Below are 13,192 nucleotides of genomic sequence, written 5' to 3' on the forward strand. Positions count from 1 at the left end.
ATTGTCGTGTTCTGCAATAACAAGAGTCGTCATCAGATCACCTTCGCTTCGTTCTTCAGTTTTTCGACCAGCGTCTTTACGTCGGGCACCGTGATGCCCGCGCTGCGCTTCGGCGGCTCGACGACTTTCAGCGTCTTCAGACGCGGCGTAACATCGACGCCGAGATCGGCGGGCTTCACCGTCGTCAGCGGCTTCTTCTTCGCCTTCATGATGTTCGGCAGCGTCACGTAGCGCGGCTCGTTCAGGCGCAGATCGGTCGTGACGACTGCGGGCAATTTCAGCGACAGCGTTTCGGCGCCGCCATCGACTTCGCGCGATACCGTGGCTTTGCCATCGGCAACGACGACCTTCGATGCGAACGTCGCTTGCGGCAGACCCGCCAGTGCAGCGAGCATCTGGCCGGTTTGATTCGAGTCGTCGTCGATGGCCTGCTTGCCCAGGATGACGAGCTCAGGCTTCTCTTGATCGACTAGCGCCTTCAGGATCTTCGCGACCGCCAGCGGCTGCAATTCCTCTGCGCTTTCGACCAGCACAGCGCGATCCGCACCGATAGCCAACGCCGTCCGCAACGTCTCCTGACATTGCGTAACACCACACGACACAGCGATCACTTCCGTAGCGACGCCCGCTTCCTTCAATCGCACCGCTTCCTCAACAGCGATTTCATCGAACGGATTCATCGACATCTTCACGTTGGCGATATCGACACCCGTGTTATCCGATTTCACGCGGACCTTCACGTTGTAGTCGACCACGCGCTTGACTGGCACCAGAATTTTCATGCACACGCTCCAAAGTTACGATTACGTCAACCCAGCGCCATTATACGAGTGACGCGTAAGATCACCCCTCCAAAAGCGGGTGGGGTCGGCGATCGTGCAATAGGTATGAGCCGAATTTTATCGAACGATCGTTCTATTTATATCCACGAAAACCCGAATCCGACCATGAAAACGATTACCAGGCCGTAATCACCGCGCCGGCGTACTTGCCTTCGATGAACTGCTTCACTTCCGGCGAGTGATACGCCGCGATCAGCTTCGCAACCCACGGCTTGTCCTTGTCGGCCGCGCGAACCGCGATGATGTTCACATACGGACCGCGCGAATCTTCGATTGCGATCGCGTCCGACTTCGGCTTCAGGCCCGCTTCCATCGCGAAGTTCGTATTGATGGCGGCGGCATCGACGTCGTCGAGCGAGCGCGGAATCTGCGCGGCGTCGAGTTCGACGATCTTCAGCTTCTTCGGATTCTCGACGATATCGAGCGGCGTCGCCTTCAGACCCGCATCCGCGCGCAGCTTGATGAGACCTTGCTTCTGCAGCAGCAGCAATGCGCGGCCGCCGTTGGTCGGATCGTTCGGCACCGCGATGCGCGCGCCGTTGGCAAGCGCCGACAGCGACTTCAGCTTCTTCGAGTAGATGCCCATCGGGAACGTCACCGTATCGGCGACCTTGACGAGCTTGTAGCCGCGATCCTTCACTTGCGCGTCGAGATACGGCAGATGCTGATAGCTGTTCGCATCGAGATCGCCGGCGGCGAGCGCGGCGTTCGGCTGCACGTAATCCGAGAACTCGACGACCGTGATCTTCAGCCCGTTTTTCGCGGCGACCTGCTTCACCACGTCCATGATCTGCGCGTGCGGGCCGCCGGTCACGCCCAACTTGATGGCTTCATCGGCGTGCGCGGCACCGTTGAACAGCGTTGCGCTCAGCAGCGCGGCGGCGAACTTCAGAATGAATCGACGTTGCATGGTTTCTTGAGTGGTTATTTGTGACTGAGACGACGAACGAGCCAGTCGCCGAACGACTGAACGAGCTGCACGAACACGATGAGAATCACGACGACCGTGATCATCACTTCAGGAAGAAAACGCTGATAACCATAGCGGATGCCGAGATCGCCGAGACCGCCGCCGCCGATCGCGCCCGCCATCGCCGAATAGCCGACGAGCGACACGAACGTGATCGTCAATCCAGCGACGACGCCCGGCAGCGATTCCGGCAACAGCACTTTGAAGACGATCTGCGATGTCGTCGCGCCCATTGCCTGCGCGGCCTCGATGAGTCCGCGATCCACTTCGCGCAGTGCCGTCTCGACGAGCCGCGCGATGAACGGCGCAGCGGCGATCGTCAGCGGCACGACGGCGGCCGCGGTGCCGATCGACGAGCCGACGACGAGCCGCGTGAACGGAATCACCGCGACGAGAAGGATGATGAACGGCGTCGAGCGCACCGCATTCACGATGCCGCCGAGCACGCGATTCACGCCGATGTTCTGCAGCACGCCGTCGCGATCGGTGAGATAGAGCAGCACGCCGAGCGGCAAACCGGCCGCCGCGCCGACGAGTCCCGAGATGCCGACCATGATCAGCGTTTCCCAGAACGACTGGACGAACATGTCGAACATTTCACTCAACATGGGACAACTCCTCCACGACGACGCCCTGCGAGCGCAAATATTCGATCGCTTCGGCGATCTTCACCGGCTGACCGCCCGCGAGCACCGCGAGCGATCCGAATGCCTGCCCCTGAATCTCGTCGATCTGGCCGTGCAGGATGTTGAAATCGAGTTCGTAGCGGCGGATCGTCTCCGAGAGAATCGGCTGATCGACGCCCGAGCCCGTGAACGCGAGCCGCAGCAAATGACCGCTGCCGGTCTTGAGCCGCTCGATCACGCGTGCCTTCAATGCGGGCGGCAACTCGTGCGCGATCACGTCGCCGATCAGTGCGCGCGTGACTTCGTGATGCGGCTGCATGAAGACATCGACGACCTTGCCCTCTTCGACCACGCGCCCGGCGTCGAGCACCGCGACGCGATCGCAGACCTGTTTGATCACTTCCATCTGATGCGTGATGAGCACGATGGTGAGCCCGAGCTCGCGATTGATCTTGCGCAGCAGATCGAGAATCGCGCGCGTGGTTTCGGGATCGAGCGCGGACGTGGCTTCGTCGGAGAGCAGCACTGTCGGCTTGCTCGCGAGCGCCCGCGCAATCCCGACGCGCTGCTTCTGTCCGCCGCTGATCTGCGCGGGATACTTGTCCTTGTGCGTCGTGAGGCCGACGAGATCGAGCAGCGGCAACACGGCCGCTTCGATTTCCGCGCGCTTCTTGCCGGCGAGTTCGAGCGGCAGCGCGACGTTGTCGTACACCGTGCGCGAACTCAGCAGATTGAAATGCTGAAAGATCATGCCGATGTCGCGGCGCGCGGCGCGCAGATCGTCCTTGCCGAGCGTCGTGAGATCGCGTCCGTCGACGATCACATTGCCTTCGCTCGGCCGCGTCAGCAGATTGATCGTGCGAACCAGCGTGCTCTTGCCCGCGCCGCTGCGCCCGATGATGCCGAACACTTCGCCGGCGGGAATCGTCAGATTGACGTTGTGCAGCGCTTCGACCCAGCCTCGGGGCCCCGCGAAACGCTGCGAAAGATTGCGTATTTCGATCATGAAAATGCAAACGGCGGAAGGCTTGTCGGGTGAAACCCACCCGCGCCGCCGGCCGCCGCTCGTTCTTAGCTGTTCGTATCGTGGCGGGGATTTTACAGGACGCGTTACATTCTGTTTAATAATGATTTCAGATCGGCTAATAACGTGGAGATATTTACCGCGCCATGTCACGCACTATCTATTCGACGAGCGCCGTCACGACGCGACACGGCGTCGAACTGTTTCTGCATCGCTGGTACCCCGCGCCGGGCATCGAACTCAACGCGCGGATCGCGCTCGTCCACGGTCTCGGCGAACACGCGGGCCGTTACGACGCGCTCGCGACCGCGCTGAACGCGGCGGGCATCGAGCTGATCGCGATCGATCTGCGCGGACACGGGAAGTCGTCGGGCGAACGGGCGTGGGTTCGCGTCTTCACGGACTATCTGCGCGACACCGATGTCCTGCTCGAAGCGTGCGCGGCCACGCCGCCCGCCGGCACGCCGCTCTTTTTGATGGGCCACAGCATGGGCGGAACGATCGCGGCGCTCTACGCCGCCGAGCGTGCGCAGGCGAACAAGCTGGCCGGTCTGATCCTGTCGAGCCCGGCATTGAAGATCGGACCGGGCACGCCGCGCTGGAAGGCCAAACTGAGCCGCATCGTGGGCGTGGTCGCGCCGCGCGTCGCCGCGTTCAGCATCGATCCGGCGCTGCTGTCGCGCGCGCCGGGCGTCGTCGAAGCGTACAAGCGCGATCCGCTCGTGCATCACGCAGCCGTCTGCGCACGCACTGCCGCGCAGATTCTCGCCGGCATGGAGCGCGTGGCGGAAAAGCGCGGCGACATCAAGCTGCCGCTTCTCGTCTTTCACGGCAGCGCGGACGCGATCTGCGATCCCGCCGGCAGCCGCGAGTTCGAAGCCAACGCGGGATCGACCGACACCACGCTCATCATCCACGAAGGCAGCGCCCACGAAACGCTCAACGATCTCGACCGCGAGCGCGTGATCCGCGAGCTGATCGACTGGACGCTCGTGCGCGCGGACTACGCGCGCGCTCGCGCCCGCTAGATTTCCGCCAGCACCCGCAGATGCGCAACGACGCTGCGGCCCAGCGCCGAAAGGTTATAGCCGCCTTCGAGACAACTCACGATGCGCCCTTGCGCGTGGCGCTTCGCGACGCCGCGAATCTGCTCGGTGATCCACGCGTAATCGTCCTCGACGAGACCCATGTTCGCCATGTCGTCTTCGCGATGCGCATCGAAGCCGGCCGAGACGAAGATCATCTGCGGCTTGAACGCTTCGAGCCGCGGCAGCCACATCATGTCGACGACCTCGCGCACCTGCATGCCCTTAGTGCGCGCGGCGAGCGGCACGTTGACCATGTTCGCCGCGTGATTGTCGGCGCCGGAAAACGGATAGAACGGATGCTGGAAGAAACTGCACATCAGCACGCGCGAATCGCCGCTGAACGCGGCTTCGGTGCCGTTGCCGTGATGCACGTCGAAATCGACGATCGCGACCCGCTGCAGGCCGTGCACTTCCAGCGCATGCCGCGCGGCGATCGCGACGTTGTTGAAGAGGCAGAAGCCCATCGCGCGCGCGGGCTCGGCGTGATGGCCCGGCGGCCGGATGCTGCAAAACGCGTTGTCGTAACGGCCTTCGATGACGGCATCGGTGGCCGCGACCGCCGCGCCCGCCGCGCGCAACGCCGCGCGATAGGACTGGGGGCACATCGACGTATCGGGGTCGAGTTCGCTTCGGCCCGATTCCGGCGTGCGGCTCTTGATGTAGTCGATGTGCGCCTGCGTATGCACGCGCGCGAGGTCGGCTTCGTCGGCGAGCGGCGCTTCCTCGCGCTCGATGAGCGAATCGATCCGGCTCGCGATCAGCTGGTCTTCGATCGCCTGCAGGCGCGCCGGACACTCGGGATGCCATTGGCCGTTGTCGTGCTGGAGGCAGTCGGGGTGGGAGTAGAAGCCGGTGGCCATGATGTCTCGCAATGCCGCTTGTCGTCGGCTCTCGTCTCGTATTTTTTCGTCATACGCGACCACTTGTCGCGCAATTGACGTTAAGTTACCACACCGTCCGGCACGGCCGCCCTCGCCCGGGCACATGGCCGATATGGGCGCGAAGCGTCGGTTATACTGCCCCGACGCCTTGCCGGCCGAGCGATTGCGCGCGGCATGTTGCAGGCTGTTGCGTTCCGTTGAGAATCGTTGCATCGATTCGACTTCACAGGCGTTTTTGGCCACTCGCGCATCCGGCATCGCCCCAACCGCCCCCAACCACGCACACTATGACTTTCCAGTTTGCTCCGTTCGTCTTCACGGCTTCATCCAGGCCGGCAAAGCGCGCACTCGTTGCTTCCCTCGTCTGCGCGCTCGGCTTTCTCTCCGGGAACAGTGCCTTTGCGCAGTCGCAGCAGCCGCAGGCCGCGACGCCGCAAGGGCAGGTGTTCGAAGAAGAGATCGTGCCGCAGCGCTACGCGAACAATCCGAATGTCGATGCGTTCATCAATGACATGGTCGCGCGCTACGACTTCGATTCGTCCGCGCTGCACGATCTGTTTGCGCGCGTGAGCTATTCGGCGACCGCGGCGAAACTGGTGTTGCCTTCGCCCACGCCGCAGGCCAAGAACTGGCGCGCGTACCAGGGGCGTTTCATCGAGCCGGTTCGCATCAACGCCGGCGTGAAGTTCTGGCGCGCGAATCAGGCGACGCTGCAGCGCGCGTCCGAGCAATTCGGCGTGCCGCCGGAGGTGATCGTCGGAATCATCGGCGTGGAGACGATCTACGGGAAGTACATGGGCAACTTCCGCGCGCTCGACGCGCTGACCACGCTCACCTTCGATTACCCGAACACGCCGAACCGCGTCGAGCGCATGGCGACGTTCCGCAAGAATCTCGAAGACCTGCTCGTGTGGACGCGCGATTCGCAGATCGATCCGACGACCGTCCTCGGTTCATACACGGGCGCGATCGGGATTCCGCAGTTCCTGCCGAGCAGCATCGTGCAATACGCGGTCGATTACGACGGCAACAGCCGCATCGATCTGCGCACGAGCCCGGCAGACGCCATCGGCAGTGTGGCGAACTATCTGAAGCAGAACGGCTGGGAACCGGGCCGGCCGGTCGTGTGGCGCATCGCCGGCGATGTCGGCAGTCAGGGCATCGCGCAGGCCGCCGCCGATGGCGCGCCGGAACCGAAATGGTCGCTCGCGCAACTGACGAAGGCCGGCATGCTGCTCAACGAGCCGGGCTTGAATATCGACGCAGAAGCGCCGACGCCGCTCACCGTCGTCGATTTGCCCACGCCCGGCCGCGCGACCGAATACACGCTCGGGCTGAAGAACTTCTACGTGCTGACGCGTTACAACCGCAGCTTCTTCTACGCGCTCGCGGTGTATCAGCTTGGCGAAGCGGTCAAGGCGCGCATGGTCGCGGGCGACACGGGCGCGAATTCGCAGTGACGTTTGTCCGCTACAGACGTAAAAAACCCCGGCTCGCCGGGGTTCTCTCATTGCGCGATCAGGATGCGCGGCATCACGCCGGGAACACGCCCGTCGAAAGATAACGATCGCCGCGATCGCAGACGATGAACACGATCGTCGCGTTCTCCACCTGGCGCGCGATGCGCAGCGCCACTTCGCACGCGCCGCCCGACGAAATGCCCGCGAAAATGCCTTCGACCGATGCGAGGCGTCGCGCCATCGCTTCGGAGGCCGCCTGACTTACGTTCTCCACGCGATCCACGCGGCTGCGATCGAAAATCTTCGGCAGATACGCTTCCGGCCACTTGCGGATGCCCGGAATGCGCGAGCCTTCTTCCGGCTGAGCGCCGATGATCTCGATCTTTTCGTTCTGCTCTTTCAGATACTTCGACACGCCCATGATCGTGCCGGTCGTGCCCATCGACGAGACGAAGTGGGTAAGGCGGCCTTCGGTCTGACGCCACAGCTCCGGGCCCGTGCCTTCGTAATGCGCGAGCGGATTGTCCGGGTTCGCGAACTGATCGAGAATGATGCCTTTGCCGTCACGCTGCATCTGATCGGCGAGATCGCGTGCGTATTCCATGCCGCCCGTCACCGGCGTCAGCACGATTTCGGCGCCATACGCGGCCATGCTCTGGCGGCGCTCGATCGACAGATCTTCCGGCATCAGCAGCACCATCTTGTAGCCGCGCATCGCGGCGGCCATCGCGAGCGCGATGCCGGTGTTGCCGCTCGTTGCTTCGATGAGCGTGTCGCCCGGCTTGATGCGGCCGCGCTCTTCAGCTTTCCTGATCATCGACAGCGCCGGCCGGTCCTTCACCGATCCCGCCGGATTGTTGCCTTCGAGCTTGCCCAGCACGACGTTGTTGCGGCTGCGAATTTCATCGTCCACGATGCGGACGAGTTGCACGAGCGGCGTGTTGCCGATCGTGTCTTCGATAGTCATGTAAGCCATATGCGGAGCCGATTCGGATTCCCCGCGGACGACACTGCCTTTCCGCGCGGATTTTGATATAGGGATTCGTCGATTGTAGCCCACCGGTTCCGCCGATGCCGGCGCATCCCTGATGCACGGATGGAATGCCGCTCGCGCGCGCCGTCCGCGCATGCAAAAAGCCCCGCGGGGAGGCCGTCCGCGGGGAGCCCAAGACATCCGAAGGCTGAAGGAGACCGATGGCGCGCCGCGCACCAGGGCGCGCCTCCGGGCCGTGCTTATTTCTTCACAATGACCGGTTTAGCTGATGCGGACGCCGAAACCGGCGTCGCGACAGCCGAGTTCGCGCCGCCAGGCGGTGCGGCGACGGCCGCGGTCTTCGTCGTTGCGCCGATTGTCAGTCCTTCCGCTTCCAGACGCTGGACGGTCTTGCCGCCCATGCCTTTGACGCGCGTGCCGAGATCGCTCGCGTCCTTGAACGGACCGTGCGCCTGACGTTCATCGAGAATGGCTTTCGCCTTCGCCGGACCGATGCCCTTGATGCCGCGCAGCGCGTCGGAGTTGGCGGTATTGACGTCGACGGCCGCGAACGCGCTACCGATGGAAAAGATGAGCGCGAACGCAGCGATCGACGAGAGTGCTTGCTTGAACATGACTGAGTCTCCGTGAAGAACCGGCCGGCACCAGCGCCAACCGTGAGACCCAGTTTAGAGAGGCTCGAAGCGCGTTTATAGCTGGCCGAATAGCCAACGCACGTAGCGATCGACACCTTCCTGAACCGTAAGAAACGAGGCGTCGTAACCGGCTGCGCGCAGCTTCGACTGGTCCGCCTGCGTGAAGCATTGGTACTTGCCGCGCAGCGCGTCGGGGAACGGCACGTACTCGATCAGACCGCGCTGCACGAGTTCGGCGAGCGAGAGCGCCGCTTCGCCGTTCAACGCGCGCAGCGAGTTCACGACCGTCGACGCGATGTCGTTGAACGGCTGCGCGCGCCCGGTGCCGAGATTGAAAATGCCCGACTTCTCCGGATGATCGAAGAAGAACAGATTCACCTTCACGACGTCTTCGACCGAGATGAAGTCGCGCGTCTGCTCGCCGGCCGCATAGCCGTTGTACTCGCCGAAGAGCTTGACCTTGCCTTCCGAGCGGAACTGATTGAAGTTGTGGAACGCGACCGACGCCATGCGTCCCTTGTGCGTTTCGCGCGGGCCGTACACGTTGAAATAGCGAAAGCCGGCGATCTGGCTTTCCGCCTTCGGCAGCACCTGCCGCACGATCTGATCGAAGAGGAACTTCGAATAACCGTACACGTTGAGCGGCTTCTCGACTTCGCGCTCTTCGACGAAACGGCTCGATCCGCCGTATGTCGCCGCCGACGATGCATACAGGAACTGCGCGCCCTGCGCGAGGCACGCGTCCATCACGTCGCGGCTGTAGCGGAAGTTGTTGTCCATCATGTAGCGGCCGTCGGTTTCCATCGTGTCCGAACAGGCGCCTTCGTGGAACACCGCGCGCACGCGGCCGAAATCGCCGCGCTTGAAGCGCTCGACGAACTCGGTCTTGTCGAGGTAATCGTCGATTTCGCAATCGACGAGATTCTTGAACTTGTCGGCGCGCGTGAGGTTGTCGACCGCGATCACGCGATTCTCGCCACGCTCGTTGAGCGCCTTGACGATATTGCTGCCGATGAAGCCGGCTGCACCGGTAACGATGATGGTCATGGCGTTATTTCAGATAAGGTCAGGCGAAGAGTTCGTTGTAGTCGACGGTCGCCGTACCGAGCTTGCCCACGACGATGCCCGCCGCGCGGTTCGCATAGACGATCGAGTCGACGAGCGGCACACCCGCGCCCAGCATGGTCGCGACCGTTGCGATGACGGTGTCGCCGGCGCCCGAGACATCATACACTTCGCGCGCTTCGGCCGATGTGTGCAGCACCTGGTCCTCGGTGAAGAGCGTCATGCCCTCTTCCGAGCGCGTGAGGAGCAGCGCTGAAAGATCGAGCTCCGCACGCAGTTTCCTCACGCGCTCGTGCAGATCTTCTTCCGATTTCCACTGGCCGATGACTTCGCGCAGCTCCGCGCGATTCGGCGTGATGAGCGTCGCGCCGCGATAACGGTCCCAGTCGTCGCCCTTCGGATCGACGAGCACGGGCTTTCCGGCGCGTTTCGCGTCGGCGATCATCTGCGTGACGTGCGTGAGGCCGCCCTTCGCGTAATCGGACATGAGGATCACGTCGTGCTGCGGCAGGATCTCGGTGAACCGTTCGAGACACGCGCGCAGCACTTCATGATTCGGCGTGTTCTCGAAATCGACGCGCAGCAACTGCTGCTGACGCGACAGCACGCGCAGCTTGATGGTCGTGAGCAGTTCGGGATCGCGCTCGAGATGCGCCGCGACCTTGCTTTCGCCGAGCAGCTCGACGATGCGCTCGCCCGGCTCGTCATGTCCCACTACGCAAAGCAGGCCGGCCTGCGCGCCGAGCGCCGCCGCGTTGCGCGCGACGTTCGCCGCGCCGCCGAGGCGGTCTTCCTTCTTCTGCACGTGCACGACCGGCACGGGCGCTTCGGGCGAGATGCGGTTGACGTCCCCGAACCAGTAGCGGTCGAGCATCACGTCGCCGACCACGAGCACGCGCGCCGCCGAAACGCGCGCAAGCGGGACGACGGGAATATCGGCGTTAGTTGTGGCTGCCGTTGCGGTCGAGTTCGACATGGGGACGTCCTATTGCAAAGTAGTCGATGCCCATTTCGGCCATCGCTTCCGGTTCATACAGATTGCGGCCGTCGAAGATCACCGGCGTCTTCAACGCGCTCTTCAAGTGCCAGAAATCCGGGCTCTTGAATTCCTTCCATTCGGTCACGATGACGAGCGCGTCGGCGTCCGTCAGCGCATCCTGTTGCGTGTTCACGAGATGCAGGCGCTGGAAGTCGTCGGGGCGATCCGCGAGATCGAGCGCGAACACGCGCTCTGCCTCGTCGCGCGCGACGGGATCGTAGCCGCGCACCGTGGCGCCGCGCTGCAGCAGCGCCTCGATGATGCGCCGGCTCGACGCCTCGCGCATGTCGTCGGTATTGGGCTTGAATGCGAGGCCCCACACGGCAAACGTGCGCCCGCGCAGATCCTCGCCCATGCGCTTCACGATCTTGTTGACGAGCACTTCCTTCTGATCGTTATTGACCGCTTCGACCGCCTCGAGCACGCGCAGCGTGTGGCCGTTTTCGCGCGCGGTTTGCGCGAGCGCCTGCACGTCCTTCGGGAAGCACGAGCCGCCATAGCCGCAGCCCGCATACAGGAAGTGATAGCCGATGCGCGGATCCGAGCCCATGCCCCGCCGCACCGATTCGATGTCGGCGCCGACGGTATCCGCGAGATTCGACAGATCGTTCATGAACGAGATGCGCGTCGCGAGCATCGCGTTGGCGGCGTACTTCGTGAACTCGGCCGAACGCACGTCCATGTACAGCGTGCGCTCGTGATTGCGGTTGAACGGCGTGTAGAGGCGCTTCATCTTCTCGCGCGCGAGGTTGCCCGCGCGGTCGTCGTCGATGCCGATCACGATGCGATCCGGGCGCATGAAGTCGTCCACAGCCGCGCCTTCCTTCAGGAACTCCGGATTCGACACGACCGAGAAGCCGTGCTTCTCCGACTCGCCGAGCCCGCGCGCCCGCAACTCTTCCTCGACGACGCGCTTCACTTGCAGCGCCGTGCCGACCGGCACCGTCGATTTATCGACGATCACCTTGAAGCCGTTCGAATACTTGCCGATATTGCGCGCGGCGGCGAGCACGTATTGCAGATCGGCTGAGCCGTCTTCGTCGGGCGGCGTGCCGACCGCGATGAATTGAATGTCGCCGTGCTCGACGCTCGCTTTCACGTCGGTGGAAAACTGGATGCGGCCTGCCGCGCGCGTGCGCCTCAGCATTTCCTGAAGGCCCGGCTCGTGGATCGGCACGCCGCCATTGTTGAGAATTTCGATCTTGCGCGGATCGACGTCCACGCAAAACACGTCATTGCCGATTTCGGCAAGGCACGCGCCGGTTACGAGACCGACGTAACCCGTGCCGACGATGGTCACTTTCATACGCTTTCCGGTTGTTCCTGAAATGCCGGTGGCAGAAGCGGCGCATTCGCGCGCCGCCCGATGTCATGCTCGCCGCGCTGGCTCAGGCCGAGCTCGTGATCGGCTCGACGCGACGCGGCGCGTACGTCTCCCAGCCGCTGCAGCCGGGGCATTGCCAATAGAATAGACGCGCACGGAACCCGCAAGTTTGACACGTATAACGCGGCAGATTCTTAGTGCGCTGTTTCACCAGATTACGCATCAGTTCGAGCTCGCCGCGGCGCGGCTCGTCGGCCGTCGCCTCCTGCGCCTCGAGCAGACGCGTCATGCCCGCGAGATTCGGCGCGCTTTGCATCTGCTTGCGTGCCAGCTCGTGCGCGGCTTCGAGACCGCGCAACTCTTGAACGTGCTTGTAGGCAACATCGAGCAGATCGTTCGACGGATAGCGCGTCGCGTAATCGATCAGCAGATCGACGCCCTCTTCCTTGCGCCCGAGCGCGGCGTACGCCTTCATCAGCTTCTCGGCGACGAGCGGCAGATACGCCTCGTTCTGCTCCTCGACGCGCTTCCAGTGCGCGATCGCGACATCGACGTTGCCGGCGGCCGCTTCGACATCGCCTGCCAGGATGGTCGCGCGCACGTTGTCCGGGTTCGATGCGAGCGCGAGCTTCAGTTCGGCGCGCGCACCATCTGGATTCTTGCGCTGAAGCGCTTCCTGCGCCAGCTCGCAGTGGAAATGCGCGATTTCCATATGCAGCGAGGGCGCGCCCATCTTTTCGATCTGCTCGGCCGTCGCGATCGATTTCGGCCAGTCCTTTTCGATCTCGTAGATGGTCAGCAGCGCGCGCTGCGCGCCGAGCGAATATTCGCCGGCGTTGAGCGACTTGAACGTTTCCTCGGCGCGATCGAGCAGGCCCGCCTTCAGAAAATCTTGTCCGAGTTCGTAGAGCGCGTGATCGCGTTCCGCGACCGGCAAATCGGCGCGACTCAACAGATTCTGATGCACGCGAATCGCGCGATCGGTCTCTCCGCGACGGCGAAACAGATTGCCGAGCGCGAAATGCAGTTCGATCGTTTCGGGATCGAGCTTGGCGACTTCGATGAACGCATCGATCGCCTTGTCGTGTTGCTCGTTGAGCAGAAAGTTGAGGCCGCGAAAATACGAGCGCGGCAGATTCGCATTTTCGGATAACAGCGCTTTCAAGTCATAGCGGGACGCCATCCACCCCAGCGCGAAAGCGACGGGGATGACAAGCAGCCACCAGAAGTCTAGATCCATGCGA

Annotated in this window: 13 protein-coding genes; 2 read left to right on the forward strand and 11 right to left on the reverse strand. The window is 63.1% G+C overall.

Annotated elements, in window-relative coordinates; all coding sequences use genetic code 11:
• Positions 1-32: 32 nt before the first annotated feature.
• From NCT05_RS12035 to NCT05_RS12050, 4 genes are all read right to left on the reverse strand, one after another.
• On the reverse strand, positions 33-782 hold the full coding sequence (locus NCT05_RS12035; protein WP_250502325.1) for an electron transfer flavoprotein subunit beta/FixA family protein: 750 nt from the start codon (positions 780-782) through the stop codon (positions 33-35).
• 175 nt (positions 783-957) lie between these two features.
• Positions 958-1,752: a MetQ/NlpA family ABC transporter substrate-binding protein gene (locus tag NCT05_RS12040; RefSeq protein ID WP_250502326.1), complete on the reverse strand. Its 795-nt coding sequence runs from the start codon at positions 1,750-1,752 to the stop codon at positions 958-960.
• A 14-nt stretch (positions 1,753-1,766) separates the two neighbouring features.
• Positions 1,767-2,420: a methionine ABC transporter permease gene (locus NCT05_RS12045; RefSeq protein ID WP_250502327.1), complete on the reverse strand. Its 654-nt coding sequence runs from the start codon at positions 2,418-2,420 to the stop codon at positions 1,767-1,769.
• Positions 2,410-3,444: a methionine ABC transporter ATP-binding protein gene (locus tag NCT05_RS12050; protein WP_008342360.1), complete on the reverse strand. Its 1,035-nt coding sequence runs from the start codon at positions 3,442-3,444 to the stop codon at positions 2,410-2,412. Before NCT05_RS12050 ends, NCT05_RS12045 begins: the two co-directional genes overlap by 11 nt.
• 164 nt (positions 3,445-3,608) lie before the next feature.
• On the opposite strand from NCT05_RS12050, the gene NCT05_RS12055 reads away from it, so the two are divergent.
• Entirely contained in the window at positions 3,609-4,490 is an 882-nt protein-coding gene (locus NCT05_RS12055; RefSeq protein ID WP_250502328.1) for an alpha/beta hydrolase, read from the forward strand.
• On the opposite strand, the gene NCT05_RS12060 is transcribed toward NCT05_RS12055, so the two are convergent.
• Positions 4,487-5,410 (reverse strand): histone deacetylase family protein, encoded by a 924-nt coding sequence (locus NCT05_RS12060; protein WP_008342364.1) that lies wholly within the window; start codon positions 5,408-5,410, stop codon positions 4,487-4,489. The two genes, NCT05_RS12055 and NCT05_RS12060, sit on opposite strands and share 4 nt — an antisense overlap.
• A 308-nt stretch (positions 5,411-5,718) precedes the next feature.
• On the opposite strand from NCT05_RS12060, the gene mltB reads away from it, so the two are divergent.
• Positions 5,719-6,891 (forward strand): lytic murein transglycosylase B, encoded by a 1,173-nt coding sequence (gene mltB / locus NCT05_RS12065; protein ID WP_008342366.1) that lies wholly within the window; start codon positions 5,719-5,721, stop codon positions 6,889-6,891.
• Between the two features lie 73 nt (positions 6,892-6,964).
• Here mltB and cysM read toward each other — a convergent pair whose 3' ends face one another.
• The 6 genes from cysM to lapB form a co-directional block, all read right to left on the reverse strand.
• A complete protein-coding gene (gene cysM, locus NCT05_RS12070; protein WP_034472705.1) occupies positions 6,965-7,867 on the reverse strand; it encodes a cysteine synthase CysM in 903 nt (300 codons plus the stop codon).
• A gap of 257 nt (positions 7,868-8,124) precedes the next feature.
• The gene (locus NCT05_RS12075; RefSeq protein ID WP_008342369.1) at positions 8,125-8,499 is read right to left on the reverse strand and encodes a ComEA family DNA-binding protein; all 375 of its coding nucleotides are present in this window, start codon (positions 8,497-8,499) and stop codon (positions 8,125-8,127) included.
• Positions 8,500-8,574: 75 nt separating this feature from the next.
• Complete coding sequence (gene rfaD, locus NCT05_RS12080; protein WP_008342370.1) at positions 8,575-9,567, reverse strand: ADP-glyceromanno-heptose 6-epimerase; 993 nt, start codon at positions 9,565-9,567, stop codon at positions 8,575-8,577.
• A 19-nt stretch (positions 9,568-9,586) separates the two neighbouring features.
• Positions 9,587-10,561, reverse strand: a complete 975-nt coding sequence (rfaE1, locus tag NCT05_RS12085; RefSeq protein ID WP_008342371.1) for a D-glycero-beta-D-manno-heptose-7-phosphate kinase — start codon at positions 10,559-10,561, stop codon at positions 9,587-9,589.
• Positions 10,527-11,930 (reverse strand): UDP-glucose dehydrogenase family protein, encoded by a 1,404-nt coding sequence (locus NCT05_RS12090; protein ID WP_034472707.1) that lies wholly within the window; start codon positions 11,928-11,930, stop codon positions 10,527-10,529. The genes rfaE1 and NCT05_RS12090 overlap by 35 nt, the downstream gene beginning before the upstream one ends.
• Before the next feature lie 82 nt (positions 11,931-12,012).
• Positions 12,013-13,188 carry a lipopolysaccharide assembly protein LapB gene (gene lapB, locus NCT05_RS12095; RefSeq protein ID WP_008342373.1) on the reverse strand — a complete coding sequence of 392 codons (1,176 nt, stop codon included), beginning with the start codon at positions 13,186-13,188 and terminating at the stop codon, positions 12,013-12,015.
• Between the last annotated feature and the right edge of the window lie 4 nt (positions 13,189-13,192).

The sequence above is a fragment of the Caballeronia sp. AZ7_KS35 genome, from assembly GCF_023631045.1.
Lineage (GTDB): Bacteria > Pseudomonadota > Gammaproteobacteria > Burkholderiales > Burkholderiaceae > Caballeronia > Caballeronia zhejiangensis.